Origin of the sequence: Rhodopirellula sp. UBA1907, assembly GCF_002337565.1 — a bacterium.
Lineage (GTDB): Bacteria > Planctomycetota > Planctomycetia > Pirellulales > Pirellulaceae > Rhodopirellula > Rhodopirellula europaea.
The window spans coordinates 19624-40505 of sequence record NZ_DDGH01000097.1; the positions used below are offsets into that span (position 1 = coordinate 19624).

Annotated in this window: 14 protein-coding genes; 3 read left to right on the plus strand and 11 right to left on the minus strand. The window is 56.2% G+C overall.

Going from position 1 to position 20882, the window contains the following annotated elements:
• Positions 1-230 precede the first annotated feature (230 nt).
• Together B2R17_RS23145 and B2R17_RS23150 are read left to right on the plus strand one after the other, a co-directional pair.
• Positions 231-2315, plus strand: coding sequence for a hypothetical protein (locus B2R17_RS23145; RefSeq protein ID WP_286765877.1), 2085 nt, complete (start codon positions 231-233; stop codon positions 2313-2315).
• A 66-nt stretch (positions 2316-2381) separates the two neighbouring features.
• Positions 2382-2792, plus strand: a complete 411-nt coding sequence (locus B2R17_RS23150) for a hypothetical protein (protein WP_286765878.1) — start codon at positions 2382-2384, stop codon at positions 2790-2792.
• A 91-nt stretch (positions 2793-2883) separates the two neighbouring features.
• On the opposite strand, the gene B2R17_RS23155 is transcribed toward B2R17_RS23150, so the two are convergent.
• From B2R17_RS23155 to smpB, 9 genes are all read right to left on the minus strand, one after another.
• The gene (locus B2R17_RS23155; protein ID WP_286765879.1) at positions 2884-4335 is read right to left on the minus strand and encodes a sulfatase family protein; all 1452 of its coding nucleotides are present in this window, start codon (positions 4333-4335) and stop codon (positions 2884-2886) included.
• A gap of 63 nt (positions 4336-4398) precedes the next feature.
• On the minus strand, positions 4399-5700 hold the full coding sequence (locus B2R17_RS23160; RefSeq protein WP_008665027.1) for a DUF1552 domain-containing protein: 1302 nt from the start codon (positions 5698-5700) through the stop codon (positions 4399-4401).
• A gap of 77 nt (positions 5701-5777) precedes the next feature.
• Positions 5778-8327: a DUF1592 domain-containing protein gene (locus B2R17_RS23165; protein WP_286765880.1), complete on the minus strand. Its 2550-nt coding sequence runs from the start codon at positions 8325-8327 to the stop codon at positions 5778-5780.
• A gap of 77 nt (positions 8328-8404) precedes the next feature.
• On the minus strand, positions 8405-9745 hold the full coding sequence (locus B2R17_RS23170; protein WP_286765881.1) for a FecR domain-containing protein: 1341 nt from the start codon (positions 9743-9745) through the stop codon (positions 8405-8407).
• Position 9746: 1 nt separating this feature from the next.
• The gene (locus B2R17_RS23175; protein ID WP_286765882.1) at positions 9747-10307 is read right to left on the minus strand and encodes a sigma-70 family RNA polymerase sigma factor; all 561 of its coding nucleotides are present in this window, start codon (positions 10305-10307) and stop codon (positions 9747-9749) included.
• 132 nt (positions 10308-10439) lie between these two features.
• Positions 10440-11789, minus strand: a complete 1350-nt coding sequence (locus B2R17_RS23180; protein ID WP_286765883.1) for a right-handed parallel beta-helix repeat-containing protein — start codon at positions 11787-11789, stop codon at positions 10440-10442.
• Positions 11790-12085: 296 nt separating this feature from the next.
• A complete protein-coding gene (locus B2R17_RS23185) occupies positions 12086-13453 on the minus strand; it encodes an ABC transporter permease (protein ID WP_008665018.1) in 1368 nt (455 codons plus the stop codon).
• A complete protein-coding gene (locus tag B2R17_RS23190; RefSeq protein ID WP_286765884.1) occupies positions 13450-14166 on the minus strand; it encodes an ABC transporter ATP-binding protein in 717 nt (238 codons plus the stop codon). Before B2R17_RS23190 ends, B2R17_RS23185 begins: the two co-directional genes overlap by 4 nt.
• Entirely contained in the window at positions 14166-14798 is a 633-nt protein-coding gene (smpB, locus tag B2R17_RS23195) for an SsrA-binding protein SmpB (RefSeq protein WP_008665014.1), read from the minus strand. The genes B2R17_RS23190 and smpB overlap by 1 nt, the downstream gene beginning before the upstream one ends.
• Before the next feature lie 89 nt (positions 14799-14887).
• On the opposite strand from smpB, the gene lipA reads away from it, so the two are divergent.
• Positions 14888-15838, plus strand: a complete 951-nt coding sequence (lipA, locus tag B2R17_RS23200) for a lipoyl synthase (RefSeq protein ID WP_008665013.1) — start codon at positions 14888-14890, stop codon at positions 15836-15838.
• A 103-nt stretch (positions 15839-15941) separates the two neighbouring features.
• Here the strand turns inward: lipA and B2R17_RS23205 are convergent, their stop codons facing one another.
• Together B2R17_RS23205 and B2R17_RS23210 are read right to left on the minus strand one after the other, a co-directional pair.
• Positions 15942-17546: an aspartate:alanine exchanger family transporter gene (locus B2R17_RS23205; protein ID WP_286765885.1), complete on the minus strand. Its 1605-nt coding sequence runs from the start codon at positions 17544-17546 to the stop codon at positions 15942-15944.
• A gap of 138 nt (positions 17547-17684) precedes the next feature.
• On the minus strand, positions 17685-20882 hold the full coding sequence (locus B2R17_RS23210) for an efflux RND transporter permease subunit (protein WP_286765886.1): 3198 nt from the start codon (positions 20880-20882) through the stop codon (positions 17685-17687).

A 20882-nucleotide genomic window follows, 5' to 3' on the forward strand; every position in this document is an offset into this window, starting at 1 on the left:
TTGGAAAGATGGCGGGCGGCCGATTCGGAATCGGCTGCCACGACCTGCGACAGTATGCCGAGATTTGCTTGCGGTGGCAAGCCGGACAGATCGACTTTCATTTGCTATCTTTTCGGGCTTGGCGAAGAGATCGTTGTCGCGATTTTCTGGCCAGCAATCTTGATTCCAGATGCGATCGCTCGCATTGGTTTTTGGACGTTTTGTAACGGGCGCTTAGTTTTGTTCTGGGGATGGATGTGAGTCGATTGAATCGCAGGTGCCTGCGTTGGTGCGTTCTGACTTTCGTATTGGTCGCGGCATTCGGATGGAATGCGCCTCGCGTCGTTGCGGCAGGGTCGAGCAAGTACGCTCACAGCGACAGTGACAAACGTTTCTTGCATCACATTGATCTCTACGATCGCAACAATCGCAAGATCTCGCCCGATTCGACGGAACCCTACTCCGTTGAAAAGACCTGCGGACGATGCCACGACTTCGAAACGATCTCGCACGGCTGGCACTTCAATGCTTTCGCCAGTGAAGTCGAACGCCAACGATCGAACGCTGTGGCTCAAGCGGCATCGCAAGCCGAGACCGATGAAACGGCCACTCAACCAGAATCGCCCGAACATTCCGAGGCAGATGCCGAGCACACCGAAGACGAAGACGTTCGATCCGACGGTCGTCCGGGTGAGCCGTGGATTTGGACGGACGCACGCACGGGGACTCAATTGCCACTTGCTTACCGCGATTGGGAAGGACGATTCAGTCCCAGCGAAATCGGAATCACAACTCACGAGATGACGCAGAAATTCGGTGCTCGGATCCCCGGCGGCGGAGCTGCAGCGAATTGGGATCCGAAATCCGCGGAACTCGCCGATGAATCATCCGAGCCGACCCGGTGGCCGCTGACTGGGTCGCTGGAGATTGACTGCATGGCCTGTCATGCAAAGTCGGGAGCCTACGATTTCGAGCGTCGACGAGAAACGATCGAGGATGAAAACTTCGCTTGGGCCCCCACCGCGGCGATTCGAATCGGCGAGGTGTCTGGTTCCGTTTCGCGAATGAAAGCGGGTGTCGATCTGGAGGACGAAAAAGTCCAGGCCAAACTGCCAAAGGTCCAGTATGACGATCGCCGGTTTGGGATCGATGGAACGGTCTTCTTTGACTTGGTACGCGTCCCTGAAAACAATTCGTGCTACCAGTGCCACAGCCAGCGGACGGTGTCCGACTCAGGCATCGATGCTCGCTGGAACCACGACCAAGACGTTCACCTCCGGGCTGGTATGAAGTGCGTCGATTGCCATCGAAACGGCATCGATCATCAAACCGTTCGCGGCTTCGAAGGCGAACAGCATCCAGCTGGTGTTTCGGCGACTACATTGAGCTGCCGCGGATGCCACATGGGTGTATCAGAACTGACCGGTGATGCACACGCCCACGGCCAGGATGATCCACTGTCGTTGACCCAAATCGCGTTTCGGGCGGGCCGTCTCGGATCCCCGTTTCCCAAACACGAAGGATTGCCGCCGGTCCACTTTGAAAAGCTGAGCTGCACGGCGTGTCACAGCGGCCCCATTCCAGGCGAAAAGGCGATTGGAATGATGACGTCGCTGGCCCATGGGTTGGGCGAGAAAGGTCATCGCAGCGGATTGGAACTCCCGTCGATTCAAGGCCCCGTCTTCGCAAAGGCTGACAGCAATGGATTGGTGACGCCGCACCGAGCGATGTGGCCGGCTTACTGGGGCAAATTGGTTGACGGAAAAGTCGTGCCGCTTCCGCCCGAGGAGGTCTACACAAACACCCGTCGTGCTCTTCGAGTTCGCAAAGACTTCATCGAGGAATTGTCAGAAAAGGGCCGGGAGGAGTTCGACGAGAAAGTCGCGGGTGCGTTGGCGGCGATTGAAAAAACGATGGAAGTCGAACAAGCGGTGTACGTTTCGACCGGACTCGTTTTCGCTCGCGGCGACGAGGATGATTCATTGATCGAGGTGGAAGTCGAAAACCGTGACGCGATTGAAATGGTTCGCTGGCCGATGGCACACAACGTTCGACCGGCAGGTTGGGCTCTCGGAGCCACCGGATGTCTGGAATGCCATTCCGACGATGGCTTGGTGTTCACATCGACGGTCACACCCAAAGGCCCCGCACCAGTGACTGCTGAACCAATCAACATGGCCAGCATTCAAGGACTAGATGAGGCCACGCGATTGGAATGGAACCAGTTGTTTGGTGGCCGCAAGATGTTCAAAGTCTTGACCGCGACCTCGTTGATTTTGTTGTTGCTGGCCGTCGCGGGAAGCTGCCTGCCAACAGTTCGATCTCGAATCGAATAGACGGCGCCGAAAGCTTGCTTGAGTTATTGTTTCGTTGTTGTTGATTGGTCTTCGGAGTCGTCTGTCTTGTTGTCTCTTATTCGAAACGTGTCGCTGCTGGTGTTGGTGATTGCCACGGGTGCTCTGGTCGCCACGGCCTTGCCGACTTTGTGGGGCAGCCACTTGGGCGGTGCGACGTTGCGTTTTCACATGATGGCCAGTGGTGCCGTCGTGGTGTTGCTTCCCGTTTATGCCATCGCGAGATTGCTGATGCGGCGTCAGCCAGCCACGGAATCAGCCATGGAGATGGGGGCGTTTCGAACGTTGCTGATCTTTGGAATTGCAACCATCGCGACCATGTTTGTGTGCATGTTGCCGGTTGCTTCGACCGACACCATGCATGAACTGGTGGAGCTGCATGGCTGGGCCGGGTTCGCCATGGCGGCCGCAATCGCGGCAGTCGTTTACACCTCGTTCACGCGTGAGAAAACGGCTTAGCGTTTAATTCTTCGACCAACGCAGTGCCAGGCGGTGAGTCGCTGCGGCATCGCGAATCAATTTACACGCACGAGCACGCTCGCGAGCGGGACTAACGTTGCTTGGCCTTGCCGAGCGGATGCCACTTTTCGACCGGTTTTGTATTGTCACCCTCGTATTCTTTTCCAGCGTGACTGGCTTTTGCTGACTCCAAGAATCCCAGCAATTCTCTTCTCATGGATGCGGTCAACTCGGGCTTTTGATCCGCAAGGTTGTTTGTTTCGGAGACGTCGTTGCTGAGATCAAACAATCGGTCCTTGGAGTCATCGGTTGGTGACTCGATGATTAGCTTGTGCTGGCCTCGTACCAAGCAAGCGAATTGTCCGTATCGAAACGGAATCGCCTTTTCTCGTTGCGTCTGGTCACCCTTCCAAATCGGCAGAACGTTTTCACCATCCAGCAAACGATTCGGCATCGGTTCCGTTCCCGTGATCGCGGCCACGGTGGGAAGCAAGTCCATCACCGACAACGGAGTGCCAAGACGAACGCCCGCCGGGATTTGCCCGGGCCAATGAACAAACGCGGGAACTCGTACGCCGCCATCCAACACGCTGCGTTTGCGTCCGGAAAACTCGCCAGCACTTCCGGCCCGACGCGTCTTCGACCGGTCATTGGGCTCGCCTCCCTCCGGACCATTGTCGCTGCAGAAAAATAGCAACGTGTTGTCGGCCACGCCCAGCGAAGCGAGCTTTTTGCGTAGACGTCCGACTTGGTCGTCCACCGCAGTGATGCATCCATAGTAGTGAGCGGCCTCGCCGTGCCCTTCATACTTCGCCAAGTATTCCGGTCCGGCTTGGATGTCTTCGTGCGGAGCATGAAACCAAATTACACTGAGAAAGGGCTGTTCGCGTTTCGCGGCGGCCTCGATGAATGGCAACGCTCGATCCATCAGGACTCGCGAATCACAGCCCAAAACGTTCTCGTCTGTCGCAACGCCATTCTCGTAGTACGGGTTGTTGCGAGACCGTTTGCCAATGCCGGGATCCCACGTGCACACGGCGGACTCCGTCACAAACGACGCGTCGTAGTCTCGTTCCCACGGCGGGGCGTAGTGCAGATCCGGTCGTCGCCCCTTTCCCTTTGCCGAAACAGTTCGGCTGAGTGTGCCGAGGTGCCACTTCCCAAAGTGCCCGGTCGCATAGCCCTCCGCTTTCAGCATCCGAGCCAGAGTGAATTCCTGGGAGGGTAAGTGTCCTTTGTTGGCCGACCAAACTCCCATTCGAAAGTAGTGCCGCCCGGTCAAAAACGAAGCTCGGGTTGGCGAGCAAACGGGACCGACCGAGTAGAAGTGATCAAACACCGTTCCTTCGTTTGCCAACGCATCCAGTTCGGGCGTTTGGATAATCGTGTTGCCATTGAAACCCGTGTCGCCCCACCCCAAATCATCGCACATCATCAAGACGATGTTTGGACGATCGCTAGCCGAAGCGAACTGACCAACAAACAAAACTGCGACAACTGCGATCACACAAAAGCGGATCGGAAACGGGGTGGATGATGGCATAGCAAGATCACGATCGAGGGGATATTCACAGACGACGGGCAAGCGTTCGGAATGCAGCCGAGCTCACGCGTCGAAAAGTTCCTCAATGATACCTGTCGAGTCGCCGAAGGTGGCCGCTTGAATGCCGGCACCGCGCAAGGTGCTGAGCCACAAATTGCACAAAGGCGTTTTCGGATCGTCCATCACCAAGTGACGACCATGGCGGAACCCTGCACCGCCACCCGCAATCAAAGTGGGGCAGTTCTTGAGAGTGTGCACCGAACTGAGGTTCGTCCCCAGTGTGATCGCGACATTGTCAAAGAGACTGGAACCATCCGGCTCCGTGCTCGCTTTCAGTTTATCCATGAACTCCGACAACAACCGAGCATGAGTCGTGTCACGATTCTGCGAGACGGTGCGGCGTTCGCCCTCGGAGTAGTGGCTCATGCTATGGGCACTCATCGTCGCACCGAGACTGGTGATCATCGAATTAACCGGCATGCGGTAGGTGAAGACTCGCGTGGCATCGACCTGCATCGCCGCGACCATGATGTCGTACATCATGCGAATTTCTTCGACGCCTTCGAGCGATTCACCTGGTTCACGAATCGCGTCCTGAGGCCGTTTCTTTTCAACGCCCAACCATTTTTCCTCCTTGGACAAACGCACCTCGATTTCGCGAATCGATTGGAAGTATTCGTCCAACTTGGCGTTGTCCGAAGCGTTGAGTTTCCGATTGATTGACCTGGCATCCGACAGCACCGTGTCGAGAACGCTGCGTTGTTCCGTCAAACGTTGCTTCTGAACTTCGAGCGGCGTTTTGTCGACGGAAAACAACCGATGGAACGCGGCCACCGGTGTATCCAATCCAGCGATTGGTTTTCCCGAGCGGTTCCAGGCGAGCGATCCGCCAGGACCGTGACCATCGTTGGCGGCACCTTGAGCGGCGAGCTGAATCGAAGTGAAACGCGTTTGTTGTCCGAGAACTTCGGCGGCGACCTGATCAACCGAAACCGTGTTGTGAAAACTCTGGCCGGGAATCGCATAGCGGTTGGCCCCGGTCAACCAAAACGTGCTGCCGGAGTGACCGTCCGCGGAGTATTGGTGCATCAGGTTTTGAACGATCGTGATGTCCTTCTGGTGCTTAGCCAGCGGTCGAAGGATCTTGGGCAGCTCATAGTTTTCGCCCACGGTGTTGGTGTCAGGGTACCAGCGGTCGGCGGTGACGCCAAATCCCATCCCCAAGAACACCATGCGTTTTGGTGGAGCGGCAACCGTCGCCGCACTTGCAAATCGCTTGAACCCAAACGACTCCAACAGAGGCAACGCGACCAAGGCACTGCTGCTGCGAAGAAAGCCACGACGGGATGGACGAATGGATCTCATGAGTGGTGCTTTGTTGGGGAACGAAAAGCGGGAACGGCATCTTGTCTGCGCGTGAGACGCTAAGCGGTTGACTTTGCTCAACGTGTTTGAAACTTCGAGGACTGAACGAGAGCGTGAATGAACTGGCGGATCGAATGGTCGTGCAGTTTCGCTTGAGAGCAAATTTGGTTCGCGAGTTCCTGATCGGTGAATCCATACGGACGACCGAGAGCGTATGCGATCAAGGCTTCCGTGAACCCGCGAGCAAACTCGTCACCGTGTTCCGCAACCGCGTCTCGCAATTCGAAAAAGTTTGAAAATAGTTCTCCGCTAGGGAGCATTCCGGACGGTTCAATGTCGAAGCGGACTTCGTCATCCCAACGGCCATAGCGACGTTTTCCCAATCCAATGACCTCTTGATCTCGCCACCGTCCGGCAGCGTCAAAATTCTCCAGCCCAAACCCGATCGGGTCGATTTTCTGATGGCAATTGGCACACTGAGGTTGTTCCTGGTGGGCACGAGCGAGTTCACGGGCAGGCAATATTTTTCCGGCCAGCCGGCTGAGCTGAGGAACGTTCGGTGGGGCTGGCGGAGGCGGATCGTTGAGCAAGTGACGCAGCACCCAAGCACCGCGTTCAACCGGTGATGATCGCTGACCATCCGATCCCATCGCCAACACGGCCGCCGTACCGAGCAGGCCGCCACGGAGTGAGTTCTGCGGAACCGACACTTTGCGAAACTCGTGTCCCGCAACACCTTCGATCTCGTAGTATCCCGCCAATAAATCGTTGATGACAACAAAGTCCGACTTCAACAGTTTGTCGAGCGGCAATTCATTCTTGAGCAAGTACGCAAAGGTTTGGAAAAGCTCCTGCCTCGCATTTTCGCGAACCGCGTTGTCAAAGTTTGGAAAGTCGACGCCGTTGAATTGGAACATGTCCAATCGTTCCATTTGCAACCATTGATGAACGAAACCTTCGATGAAGGCACTGGACCGTGGGTCCTGAAGAAGCCGTTCGGTTTGAGAAGCCAAAATCGCGGGATCTGAAAGGCGGCCAGATTCCGCCAACCGCAACAGCTCCTCATCCGGAGGTGCTGACCACAAGAAATACGACAGCCTCACCGCCAATTCGTCGGGTGACAGATCGCGGCCATTCTCTGAATTCGATTGTTCGACCTGATACAGAAAACTCGGCGAGGCCATCACGATCGACAGCGGCGAGACCAATGCTTCGGTCAGTGATTGGCCTTGATCCCGAGCCGTTTGAAAGTGCCGGCCCAAACGTTTTAAGTATTCGTCACTTGGCTGCGATCCGCGAAACGCTCGGTTTGCAAAACGCCGGATGATTTCGCGAACGTATTCCGATTCATCCATGTCGCTTGATTGCTCAAACAGGATGGAATCGCGAGCAGTCTGGATGGCCATGGTTTGATCGGAAGGCAATGGACCATTCAGTTCCACCCAATCAATCCAAATCCCGGGAGGTGTGCCGATTCCATTGTCCCACATGTCCAATGTCGCCAGGTTCTTGTCTCCGCGATCTTGATGAGATCGTTGATGAATCCAAACCTGTTGCTTCGCACCTGGTTCATGCGTGAACTCAAACTCGATCGTTTGGGGATCTTCCATCGGCGCGGTTACCTTTCGCCACCCCAGCAGTTTCCTTCCGGTCCCAAATCCCGAACTGAATTCTAAGTAGTGGTGCCGCTCGTCAGCATCCGGATACATCGCCGCTCGAACCTTCACGCGATACTTGCCGTCTGCATCGGGATGCTGGGTCGGCATTTTGACTTTCGTGTACCCGCCTTGCTTGATCGTCATGATCAACGTGATCCCGGTTTGCGTCTCCGGCCGCGACAAGTAGTCCTCCATCAACGGCAGCCACTTTTGAACCTTCTGTTTCTTGGCCTGGTATTCGTCCAACAACCCGAACTCCGAGGCAGGCTTTTCTGATTGCGACAAAAAGGCGTTCGCACGTTTGCCAATGTCTCGCATTTGTTCCGCCGCGTCGGCGTAGTGCGGCGTGTAGTACTCCTCGGGTTCGATACGAACGGTCTTGGCCGCGGGACGCTTTCGAGGCAACAAAATCAGCTTCAAATTATCAATCGCCGTCGCGTGATACTGTTCGATTTGGTCGCTAGACAAAAACAGCGACGCTCCTGCCGTGTCGAACCCCGATGTGGCTTGATCGTCCGGCAATGTGGTGACGTCCGGCCGAACGCCCAACAACGCCTCCACTGTATTGGCATACTCCCGTCGATTCAGACGCCGCATCACAATGTCACCGCCCGAGTCGCTCAAGATTTGCCTCGCGGTGACCATCTTTTGCGACAAGTCTTCCAAGAACGCCAATTTGTCCGCGTCGAGAAGAGGTTCCGAATCTTCCGGGGGCATCTCGCCGGAGTTCAACGCTCCCAAAACCTTCGACCACAACTCCGCAGTCGCCATGTCTTCGGCCACGTTCATCGACAGGCTTTCCAAGTCAATGTTGGCTTCCTTCGTCGTGCTGTCGTGACAATCGAAGCAATGATTTTCGAGAAGCTCAGCGTGACGAACGGGCATCTCGGTGCTGGGACGCTCTTCCGCAGCCGCGGTGCAACTAAAGACCGCGAAGAGCACAGCGATTGAGGTTCGTTGGATGAGCATGGAGATGTCAGTCAGGCGGGTAGGGTGGTGGGAATACCAGCGAAGCGGCGTAGACACGGCGAAGTCAACTCAAGCGGTCAGTCCAATGTGAACTCCAACAGCGGTCCGGAAACTTCGGGGTGTGCATCATTGGCAAACGCGTGGACCAAGCCGCGGTCGGTACCTTCGATCAGCCCTGATTCGCGAATCAGAACAAACGTCACGCGTCCATCCGCGTCGCTTCGTAGGAATTCCAACAACGCAACGGATTGAATGCCAAACGTTCCTGTTTGTTGACTGCGAGGAACATCAAACTTGCCCAGCAAGATTCCGTCGGTGATGTCGGGAGCGTCTTCCCAGGTCGGGTCGACTTCCCAAACTTCTTTCGATGGGTTGGTCACACCATAAATCGCGAATGTGTTGAGTTTCGGCAATCGCGAGGCGAAGCCTTTACCGCTGGGAACCTGGTTCAACCGCAAGCGTGCGGTGCTGACCGAGTCCAGATCGACGCCGTTGATGTCCATCGAAAAGAACGCACGCATGTCCCACTTGCGACTGTCTGCTCGTTTCACCATCAGCATCTCGGGATGAATCCACTTGCCTCGGCGATTGTTCCGAATGACATAATCGGTTCGTCCGTCGGTACCAACGCGAATCAACCGTGGGGCAGCCGCATTGGATTGTTCGTATTCCTGCTCGGACGACAGTTCAAGATGTGTCGATAAAACATCGTCGGAAAGAGAAGCAAACTCTTCGTCAAACAATCGGACTTCCTTGCCACTGGCCGGATGGTGAACTGAAATCTCACCTTGCAGCACTTCGAAATCAGATGTTTGCGTCGACTCTTTGACCGAGACCGCGAATTGGGTTCCGTGATCGACCGCGTATCCACCGGGTGTTTCCACCACGAAGCCCTGAGCAGATTCGGGAACGTCAATAACTGCCGCACCGTCGACCATGCGAACCCGCATCGCATCGACCAACTCAAACTGGGCCGGTGCTTCGAAAGTCATCCTGGCCCCCGATCCAAATTCCACGGTTGCGATCCCGGTCATCAACTTCATTCCGCCGGCGACCAATTTGGATCCAACCGTCGTTGGCAGAACGCTTTCCCACGCCGCGTTTTCGCTGGTACTGAGTGTCGCGATTGGTTTTGGTTCATTCGTACCCACCGTGAAAACAATCGCGAGAAACAACGACGCTGCCATCGCACTCCAACCCATCAACCATATGTTTCGATTGGTTGTGGACGCAGCAACGACCGGAGGTTCCATTGAGTTTTGAATGGCCAATTCTCGCAACCCGGCGTCGGTGGCTGCCGCGATCGCGAATTGTTTCCTGAGGTTCGCATCGCTTGCGAGTTGGCTTTCCAGGTCGATGACTTCGGATCCGGAAAGCATTCCCAACAGGTATCGCTGAATCAATTCAGATGGTTCCATCTCAAGACGCCTCCATTTGCAAACGTTGCTGAACGCACGCGGTGAGTTTCGTGCGAAGTCGCCCAAGCAGTTTGTAAAACGCGTTGACGGACTTTCCGCAACCATCGGCAAGCTTGGTGATTTGCACGTCGGCTTGGTACGGTGCCATCAACAATTCCTGATGTGGCTGAGTGAACTGGTTCATGCAATCTTGCAGAGCGGAACGAATCTCAGCGACACGTTCCGCCTCGATCGCTTCCGCTTCATCTGCGATTTGTTTCAGCACTTCGTCGCTGAGTAGCCGCCCATCGCGTCTCAATCCAGTGACCGCGTTCAAACACTTGAACCGCAGAATGACTTTGGCCCACGGAAGGAAGCCGTCTTCGCCATCTAACTGCGAAAACTTTTGCCACATCGTCACACTGGCTTCTTGGATCGCGTCATCAACCGCATTCCAGTTGGGCAGAATCGACCTCGCGAACGCACGAAGTGCGGTTTCATGCTTGACGAAGAGACGCATGAAATCGCTCTCGTTCAACGTTCGCTGCGGTTCATTGGGCGACGGGGCTTGGAATGGGGACATGACTACCTATTTGAGTCCCCAAGACAACCTGCCGCAATTTCCAGCGACATTTCGCGAAAAAGAGCTTCGCGGAAGAGATCGGTCCGAGATACACACCGCAGTCGCATCAACCGGGTGGATGAAAACGGACAATCAATCCGTTCGCATACCCTTGCAATCTCGCACCACAATCGGAGATTCGCCGCCGCGAGTGATGTTGTTTTGAATCAGGCAGTCCGAACACTCCACCGCAAGAATTGCTGGCACGGTGTCGTCTGAAAACAATCCGCCATGGACCAGGATGCCGTGACATCGGGTCATTTCCAGCACCGCGGGACGGTCGCCGACACCTCGAATCACGTTGGCGGATAAAACGCAATCGCGGCAGTCGATCAGTTGAACGCCGTGTTTGGCGACCGAGTTACGCCCCAAGTGATAGCGAGGATTCCGGTCCATCGCGTTGGATGCAAGCGTCACCGCTTCGCAGTGTTCCATCACGATGTTGCTGTGGAAACCTTGCCAAAGGGTATTGCCCGTGACGGTTGCGCTTCGCAGATGTCGCAGGTGGATATTCACCTGCGCGTCGGACAGGATGTTGCCACTGATCGTGACATTGCCGTGCCGACGTTCTTCCGTGCCTTTGACTGGCTCGCTATGCAAATCAATTCGGATGTTGGCAGAGTCTTTGCCCTGGTGAGTGTGCTGGATCGTGCAACCAGTGATGGCAATTTCGCCGATCGATCCCGATCCGCTGACCAGCCAAACATTCGCGGAAGATGCGGCATCGGCGGTCCCCATGTTGCCTTCGATGTCGCAGCCCGTGATGTGCAAGTTGCGAACGTTGCCATCACGCGAAACGATGCCGCCTTCTGCGTTGTAACTGATGTGGCTTCCCGTGACGTTGATCTGGTGCAGGTTGACAGCGTCCAAAAACAGTCCGGCGCCGGAATTCTCATAGAGATGGCAATCACTGACGATCACGTTGCGATTGCGATCGACCAAATGAATCGCGTGTCTTGACTTTCGGATGGTCAGGTTGTGAAGCGTGGGCTGCATCGTTCCCGATAGTTCAATTCCATCGGCATCAGGATGTTCGCCGACAATTTCCAAGTCGGAAACGATCAAAGCATTCTGCCGATTCCAGACTTCGTCGGTTACCGTCTTTGGGTCGGCAGTTCCAGCGTGCGTGCCCACGACTTGAATTGCAGGACCGGCTCCGGCCATCACGATTCGAACTCGCCCCATTCCTTTGAACGCGATCGAACCGGTGCTCTTCAGGTCAACTCGAAGCGGACGAGTGATGCGGTAGGTTCCCGCGGGAAGATTCACATCTTGCTCGTCATCAATCCATTGCTGAATCGCGGTCGTGTCGTCGGCAATACCATCGCCGACCGGATCAGCCGCATAGGAGACCGGCAGAATCGCAAACGAGCAAACAGAAAACGCGGCGAGCGACGTGAGGAAGAGGGTGCGGGAGACGCGGCGGGCAGGGAGACGATTCATGGTGGTCCGTTCTTGGTCGTGGGAGGTAGGACCGGCCAGTCTAGCATTCCCCGAAAGCTGATTGCCGCCGGTCGGCTCTGTCCCAGGGCGAACCTCAGTGATACGGGGATTGAGCCGATCATCGCTTGCCACCATCTAGACGACGTCCGCCTGAATCATTCCAGCGACAGGGGGTCTTTCACAGCTAAAAGATGAGGGTTGATCGTAGTGGACGACGCCAGGAGTCCTTGGATTTGACGCCAAATCAGGACTCGTGGCCTCGTCCACTACCCTAGAAATAAGTCGTGACAGCCGAACTAGGCCGACAGGTTGGTACCAACATCGGTTCGATAGGCGGATGCGGCGGGAACGATTCCGGCCAGCAAACTCAATCCGATCACCAACGGCAGCAGATAAAGCTCATAGGTACTCATCGAAAAGAACCCAACCTGCACGCCAGTCCGAGCCTCAATCAAAGGACTGGCGGCGAGGATTCCGAGGTGAGCCAGCACCCAACCAGCGATGCCGCCAACCAAGGCGATGATCAAACTTTCGAACAAGATGATCCAGGTCACACTGCCACGCCGAGCTCCCAAGGCACGCATCACTGCGATGTCTCGCTTTCGATCGTTCATCGAGTTGTAAATTGCGACCAAAACACCGACCGCGGCAACCACGCAAGTGATCAGCGTGATGGCCAACAAGGCTTGCATGAGCGGGCCAACGATCATCGTCATCAGTTTGTTGATCTCACCGATTGGCGTAGCCGCTTCCGCACGCACGCTCTCTTTGATTCGATTCTGAAGCAAGGGCGCCATCATCAAATTCCCGTTGCGAACCAAAATCGACGTGACTTCGCGTTCGGGAATCGTCAGCAACAATGGTTCGTCTGGACCAGCCGTTTCCGCGGACTCAGGCAGCACGATCACCGCGTCATCTGGAATCGGTTTCGCGTGCCCCTCCAGCAGATAAAAACCTTCTAGGTTCACAAACGCGGCGCGGTCGTTGGGCGTTCCGGTGGGATCCAAAACGCCGACAATCTGGAATCCTTGCCCGTGGCCCTTGCCTTCCGGATCGCCGTGGGTTGGGTTCATCACATCGCCCACACGCATTCCCATTTGAGCGGCGACGCGAGAACCAAGCACACATTCGAAGTAGCTGTTCTCTTCGTTGTTAAACTCAAAGTTCCGGCCTTCTTCAAACGTGAACGGCTGGTCGGCATCGGGACCGTGCTTGAGCAATTCGAAAAAGTCCGGTGTCGTACCAACCACACGGAACTCACCGAAATAGTCGCCCAGCGCGAGCGGGATCGCATAGCCATCGGTCATGAATCCCGCGTAAACACCATCGCGTTCACCAAGCGCGGGATCGCCTCCGAAAGTGCGTACCATCTCGGCCCGCTTTTCCTTCGGATAGAACTCCATGTATTCCGTGTAAGGAAGGTTCTCGATCGGTTGGCTGAGGTAGTAGACCGCGTTGAGAGTCAACTGCAGCGTGCTGCCTTTGGGACCGACGACCAAGTTGTATCCCACCGATGCGTTTCGCACGAATGCTTCGCTGATGATGCCATAAACCGACATCACCAAAACCACCAACCCGACGCCCAATGTCAGCGACAATGTGGTTAAGAAACTCGACAATGCTCGGTAGCGAAAGTTTCGCCATGCAATGAATAACAGGCTCATGTTCCGGCCCCCAGTGGCGAGAAGGCTCGGTTGATGTCTTCCAGTTTGTCGCAACGTTGGAATCGTTGAGCGACATCCATGCTGTGCGTGACCATCAACAACGAAATGTTCTCATCGCGACACGAATCAATGATCAGGTTCAGCACCGTGTCGGCACTGGCTGGATCCACATTGGCGGTGGGCTCGTCGGCGAGCAAAAGTTTCGGGCGTCCCGCGAGTGCTCTCGCGATGGCCACGCGTTGCTGTTGTCCGACCGACAATTGATTCGGGCGGTAGTGGGCTCGATCGGACAACCCAACTCGATCGAGCAGATCCGACGCCCGGGCCGCATCGACACTGCCGCTTCCAAACGACATGCCGAGTTTGACGTTCTCGAGTGCCGAGAACGCAGGCAACAAATTGAACGTTTGGAAGACGTAACCAATCGTTCCGGCACGAAAACGATCGCGGCCTTGTTCACTCAGCCGAGTGAGTTCCAAATTGTTGATGCGAATCGAACCGGATGTCGCCGTTAGCATCCCAGCAATCAGATGCAACAAAGTCGTCTTGCCGCCGCCGCTTTGTCCGATCAAGGCAACTTGCTCGCCCTCCGCGATGTCGAACTGTGGTACATCCAGCACCGTCAGCTCGCCTCCACCCGGTTGATCGAATCGTTTGATCAGGTTTTCAATCGCTAGCATGTCGCTGTTAACTTTCGCCGCATGGCCGTTCATTACTTCCGCCGCATGGCTCGTTGCAGCCCGCGGTCGGATTCGCGTTTCTTGATCGTCTCACGTTTGTCGTGCAGTTTTTTACCTTTGACCAAACCCATCACGCATTTGGCGAGACCTCGTTCACTGAAGTACACCCGCAGCGGGATCAGTGTCAGCCCCCGCTCGAAAGCGCGACCTGCGAATTTGTCAAACTCTTTGGCGTGCACCAGCAATTTGCGAGGCCGGCGTGGATCATGGTTCCACATTCCCGCGTTGTTGTAGTGAGCGATATCGGAACCGACCAACCACAACTCGCCGTTGGTCACCCGAATGTGAGCCTCATCGAGGGAAAGTTTGCCTTCTCGCATCGATTTGACTTCGCTGCCCATCAGCATCATGCCGCACTCGACGCTGTCGAGAATTTCGTAGCGGAACTTGGCTTTGCGGTTTTCAGCGACCGGCGTGATGTTCGGTTGATTCTTTTTCGCGTTTTTGCCTTTGCCCTTCCCAGACTTCTTACCGGCCGCTTTTTTCGCGCCAGCCTCAGTCAAGGTGGGCTGCTTTTTATTTTTGTTCTTTGACATGGTCGTGATTGTATCGGGAACCCACAAAAGCAGGATGGGGCGACCATTTTCGTTTTCCGCCCGGACCACTACAATGAATGGTCATTACACTGACCAGAGTCGGCTTGGGTTACGGACAGTTCCTCGGAACGGTTCGGTTCACTGCCGATCATTGATTTTTGATTTTTTGCCTTTCATCCGGACAGACGCCGATGGCTTTTCGATTGCCAGTTGTCGCCGAACCAGAAATGCCCGCGGGCACCGACGTCAGCTCGACGGGACGGTTGCCACGTTGGCTCAAGCGGCCCATCCCCAAATCCAACTCGAATCATTTGACCGATTCGTTGATGGAAGAGTACGGGTTGGAAACCGTTTGCGACAACGCCAAGTGCCCCAACCGGATGGAGTGCTACAGCCAGCAAACGGCGACCTTCATGGTTTTGGGCAACGTTTGCACCCGCCCATGTGGTTTCTGTGCCGTCAGCCGTGGCCGTCCACCGGCTGCTCCCGCGGTTGATGAGCCAGATCGCATCGCGAAAGCGGCTGAGCGGTTGGGCCTGAAACACGTTGTCATCACCAGCGTTACGCGAGATGACTTGCCCGACGGTGGTGCCGACCACTTCCACAACTGCGTCATCGCGGTTCGGGAACGCACCGGGGCAACAACGGAAGTCCTGACGCCTGACTTTGTGCATTGCAAAGAAGCGTTGGCTCGGGTCATCGAAGCCAAACCGACCGTGTTCAATCACAACATGGAAACCGTGCCACGTCTTTACCGCCGAGTTCGCGGGCCCAAGAGTGACTACGCCTGGACGTTGGAAATGATGCGTCAAGTCAAACGCTACGACGCCGAAGTCAAAACCAAAAGCGGTTTGATGCTGGGATTGGGCGAAGAACGAGGCGAATTGCTCGACGCTCTGTCCGATCTTCGCGAACACGATGTCGATTTCCTGACGTTGGGCCAGTACCTGCAACCGGGCGAGAAATACTTGCCTGTCGTCCGCTATGTTCCGCCAGAAGAATTCGATGAATTGGCCGACATCGCCAAATCAATGGGATTCAAAAAGGTCGCCAGCGGCCCGTTCGTGCGAAGTAGCTATCACGCACGAGACATGGCCGAGACTGAGTGAGACCAGCTTCGAACTTTTTGGTTGCTCCGCCAACGCCGCGACGGAGCAACCACGCGGCGATGAGCCTGCCGATCTACTGACGCAATCGCACCAGCCGATCGGATCAACCGATCAGCTCGACCAACCAAGGTGCGGCAACGGTGATCAAGACCAGTGCAACCGGATAGGCCGCGACGTAGCTGGTTGCCGGTTGGCTGGAATCGGTCGCTCCCGTCAGAACCGCCAATCCCGGCGTGGACGTCATCCCGCCGCAGGTCGCACCGAGCGATTGCCACAACGTTCGGCCACCGAGATACCTTGATCCGGCAAAGCCGACCAATAGTGGAATGATTGCGATTGCCGCGGCAGCTACGCACAGCATCACGCCTCTTTCCATCAGAACTTCGACAACATTGGCACCCGCGTTCAATCCCGCATCAGCGAGGAACAACGCCAAGCCGCCTTCTGTCATCAGAAGCATCGCCGCGGGTGGATACGATCCTCGAATGGGACCGAGTCGACGAAAGTGCCCCAGGATGAGTCCCACCATCAACGGGCCACCAGCGATCCCCAATGACATTGAGAACTCGCCAATTTGCAGCGACAAGTTGCCGACGAAAATGCCGAGCACAATGCCCGCGACAAGAGACAACAAATCGGTTTCATTGACTGTTCGAGGGCGATGCCCAACGGCATTTGCAATCTTTGCAAGTGCATCCGGTTCACCGACGGCAACCAAACCATCACCAAACTCGATGCGTGTGCGAGCCGACGGGACAAACTCCACGTCGTGACGCTGGACTCGGACAATCGTCACTCCATAGTTCGATCGCAAACGCAATTCTTTGAGCGTCCGGCCGTAGATCTCCGGCGATGTCACGACGACATACCGGCGTTCGCGATCCGCATCGACGACTGGTTCCGCCGTGTCTTGCAACTCACCCAAGGTTTCCGACACTCGGCGAATCTCAGACGCTCCGCCAACCAACATCACATCGTCACCGATCTCGAATTGGTAATCCGGAGGTGTGGGACGCCAGCGACCTTCTCGTTGAACTCGCGACATTTGGCATGGCGAATCCGCAAAGGCGACGATCTCGCTTGGACGCTTGCCCGAGACAACTGGATTGGCGATGCGAACGACACGTCTTCCAATGCTGTCGGACTCAGCGATTTCGGCACTCGATTGGCCCGAGGTTTCCGATGCCGAATCGGTGCCATCGCTATCGCCGGATTTGGCAAACAACTTGATCGCGATTTGAACGAACAAAACCACTGCGATGATTCCGATCGGGTAGGCCACGCCAAAGCCAACCGCGACGGCGGCGGGATCGCTGGATGATTGGGTGATCGCACCAAGTGCGGGCGTGCTGGTCATCGCCCCGGCCATCAACCCACCGGCCAATTCCGCAGGCAGCCCCAACAGCCGTGCGCATGTCCATGTCACCGCGACGCCGGTCAGGACGATGACGGATCCGGTGATCGCCATGGCTCGGCCATGTGACGCGAGCCCGCGAAAGAAAGTGGGCCCCGCCGAGATTCCGACGCAGTAGACAAACAACGCCAAACCAAGGGTTCCGAACCCCGTCGGAATGGTCCATCCGTAGTGTCCGGCAAGCAAAGCGACAAACAGGATCGCCGATGTGCCCAGCGAGATGCCGCGAAAAGAAACGCGGCCAACCAGCAGGCCCAAGGCAATCACACACAGGAGAACGAGAATTGGGTTCATGGTCTCCGAAGCCCCAAGGAAAGAAACTGGCCGGACAATACGAGCCCTGGACCAAAATCACAACCTGTCGTTCGACATCGTTTTCGTCCCGTCGGGGCTAGGTCCTCTTCACGGACGCTAGCATCAACACGCGGGCGTTCAGACCGTGACTGCGGAAGGCTCTTCTCCGCGGGGTGTTCGCAACAATCGCTGATGAAGCGTCGGAACCAGGACCAATGCCAACAAAGTTGCCCCGGCGACGCCTCCGGCAATCGAAACAGCCATAGGCGGCCAGAAGCCTCCGCCGTCCAAAATCAACGGAGTGAACCCCGCCATGGTGGTCAAGGTCGTCGCAACCACATGGCGAGACGTGTGCATGGTTTCCGCAACGGTCGCTTCGATGTCGCCAGCCGACGCTTTCGGATTGGCTCGGATGCCCGCCAACACCACGATCGAGTCGTTGATGGCGACCCCGATCAATCCCATGGTGCCGATGATCGCCATGAATCCAAATGAATAGCCGCTGATTGCGAGGGCAGCCATCGCCAATCCGATCGACAAAACGGCCACCACGGAAATGATGCCGGCCATCCGAAACGAGCTGAAAGACAACACGAGAGTTGCCAACATCAAAACAGCCAACACACCGACCGTCGAAAACAGATTGCCGACCGCGTCATCGCGTTTGGATGCTTCGCCGCCGAATTCCATCGAGTACCCGGCGGGCAAATCCAACGGATCCGATTCCAAGTCCGCTTCCAGTCGACGCTGGACAGAACTGGGAAGCACACCCGCATCCAAAAAGGCAGCGACTTCGTTCATGCGGCGTCGATTGAGCCGAGGAATGGCAGCCGATTCCGGCTGCAACTTGGTCGTCGCGAAGGCGGACACTGGAGTCAACTGAGCGGGCGAAGGGTCGCCGTCAGATGAGACCTTCGACGCGAGTACCAAGTCCATGCTTTCAAGACTGGCCAAATCACCCCGGTCATCGGCCTGAACACGAACGATGATCGGCAGTTCTTCGTTGCCTTGCAGAACACTGCCGCCACGTTGGCCTTCCAGCGCAGTCGAAAGTTGACGAGACACCTCGCTCGGCGTCACTCCGGCACGAGCACTCGCGGCATCGTTGATATCCAGTGTCAATTGAGGCAACACTTCCGCAAGATCGGTTCGAACCGCAACCACGTGATCCATGCGAGTCAAACGAGCACGCACGTCTTCGCCGATCTGACGCAGCACGTTCAAGTCCGGTCCAAACAGTCGGACTTCGATCGGGGCCGCGAACGGAGGACCTTGTTCGAGCTGACGCACCAACACGCGAGAGGAAAGAATGCGATGGTCCAGTCGCTTCTGCAATTCGCGTATGACGGGAGTGGGCGTTTGACCTTCCGGCATTCGCACCAGAGCCTGAGCGAAGTTCGCGGTGCCGCGTCGATTCGCAATCACGTTGTAGTAAAACTGCGGAGCACTTTCGCCGTAGAACCAGTCGATCCGCTCCGCGCCCATCTCGCGAGCCAACGCGTCGACAATTCCCGCCGTCTTTCGCGTTGTCGCTAAAGAAGATGTCGCGTCGCCTTCGACGGTGATGTGAAATTGATCGCGTGAGCTGGGCGGAAAGAACTGTTCTTCCAACGTTTGAGCCAAACCAAAACCCAACACCGGCAACGCGAAAGCGATGGCCAGACCAATCGCGGGACGCCGGACCGACAAGCGAACGACTGACTCAAACACTCGAGTCACACGCGGCAATCGAATCCCATTGGTCCACCATCGAAGACGAGATGAAGAAGCCGAGGTTCCGCTATCCGCCGCGTTGTAAGAGCTGGCAAGGACTCGCGATGCGATCGTTGGAATGACGGTCAATGCCAAGAACAACGATGAAGTGATCGCCATGATCACGCTGATCGCAATGGACCCCACAAACTCACCCGCCGGCCCTGGCATCAACGCGATCGGTGCGAACGCCAGTGCGGTCGTGAGCGTTGACCCGAGCAATGGAACCGCCAAGTGCGAAACGCTGCTCGTCATTGCTTCGGAAGGCGACATGCCGCTTCGCAAACGAGCCTGAACCTCATCGACCACAACGATTGCATTGTCGATCAACAACCCCAATGCAATGATCAGACCAGTGATCGACATCTGATGAATCGGGATGCCGACAACACGCAACCCGAACAAGACCATCAGGCTGGCGAGCGGCAGCGTCAGCGTCACGATCAATGCAGATCGCCATCCCATCAACAACCAAATCACGCAAGCGACAGCGATGGCCCCCATCAACAGATTGCCGGTCAACGATTGTAGACGAGCATCCACGTAATCGCCTTGCCGCAATATCGTGTCGAGACGAACACCATCGGGTAACGTCTCAGCGACTTCCGCCAAAACGGCTTCCGCATCTTTGGTCCAAGTGTCAATTCGACAGGAGGGTCGAACCATCATGCCCAACACCACCGCTTCGTGCCCCTCGATCAACGAAGCCGTCGAAGGCGGATCCGGCACGGCCAGCTGAATTTGTGCGAGTTCGCCCAGCCGAATGTCGTTTCCATCACCAGAACGAATGGGAATCGAGGCAATGTGTTCGGTCGCATCAAATTGGTTGCCGACTTCGATCAGCATTTGCATCGGAGCGTTCCGCAACTGACCGGCGGTTCCTTTTGCATCGTAGGCCGCCAACCGCGACGCCACGTCCGACGGAGTCAATCCAATCGCCGCGAGTCTTCGAGGATCCAACCGTACGTCAATTTCTTCACCGGGATCGCCAAACCGATCGATTGAATCGGTGCCATTCACATTCTGCATTCGGTCTTGCAGATTGATTGCCAAACGCCGCAGCAACCTGGTATCAGCGGGACCGTCGCCGTGCCACGTCAGCCCAACGATCAACGCATACGCGCGAACTTCCAGCTCATCAAATTCGGGCCGCGAGGCACCGGGCGGAAGAGTGGGGAGCGAGTCTTCGATTCGGCTTCGAACACGCGACCAAACCGTGTCCGTCTCGGTGACTTCATCGCGAAGTTCAATCGAAACGGTGCTGATCCCGACGCGGCTCACCGAGCGAAGCTCTTTGATCTCTTCAATGTCACGCAGCCGGTCTTCGATCTTTTCGGTGATCAACGCTTCAACGCGTTCGGCGCCCGCACCGGGCAATCGAGTGTTGACCAAAGCGACGCGACGGGCCAGAACCGGATCTTCCATTCGCGGCAGGATCGCCAGACTGCTAAGCCCTGCGACCAAGATCAAAGCAAGGATCAGAACAAGCAAACGCCGGTCATTAAAAAACCGTTCCGCAACACGTTCCAACCATGTCGGGTCGGATACCATGTTGTCTTTCACCGGAGAGACAGCGTTGCTCAT

Coding starts and splice junctions, on each gene's coding strand:
- B2R17_RS23180 (WP_286765883.1), bottom strand. CDS start 11,789: ATGAATCGTCTCCCTGCCCGCCGCGTCTCCCGCACCCTCTTCCTCACG.
- B2R17_RS23160 (WP_008665027.1), bottom strand. CDS start 5,700: ATGAGATCCATTCGTCCATCCCGTCGTGGCTTTCTTCGCAGCAGCAGT.
- B2R17_RS23145 (WP_286765877.1), top strand. CDS start 231: ATGGATGTGAGTCGATTGAATCGCAGGTGCCTGCGTTGGTGCGTTCTG.
- B2R17_RS23205 (WP_286765885.1), bottom strand. CDS start 17,546: ATGAACCCAATTCTCGTTCTCCTGTGTGTGATTGCCTTGGGCCTGCTG.
- B2R17_RS23170 (WP_286765881.1), bottom strand. CDS start 9,745: ATGGAACCATCTGAATTGATTCAGCGATACCTGTTGGGAATGCTTTCC.
- B2R17_RS23185 (WP_008665018.1), bottom strand. CDS start 13,453: ATGAGCCTGTTATTCATTGCATGGCGAAACTTTCGCTACCGAGCATTG.
- B2R17_RS23210 (WP_286765886.1), bottom strand. CDS start 20,882: ATGAGCAACGCTGTCTCTCCGGTGAAAGACAACATGGTATCCGACCCG.
- B2R17_RS23175 (WP_286765882.1), bottom strand. CDS start 10,307: ATGTCCCCATTCCAAGCCCCGTCGCCCAATGAACCGCAGCGAACGTTG.
- B2R17_RS23190 (WP_286765884.1), bottom strand. CDS start 14,166: ATGAACGGCCATGCGGCGAAAGTTAACAGCGACATGCTAGCGATTGAA.
- B2R17_RS23165 (WP_286765880.1), bottom strand. CDS start 8,327: ATGCTCATCCAACGAACCTCAATCGCTGTGCTCTTCGCGGTCTTTAGT.
- B2R17_RS23155 (WP_286765879.1), bottom strand. CDS start 4,335: ATGCCATCATCCACCCCGTTTCCGATCCGCTTTTGTGTGATCGCAGTT.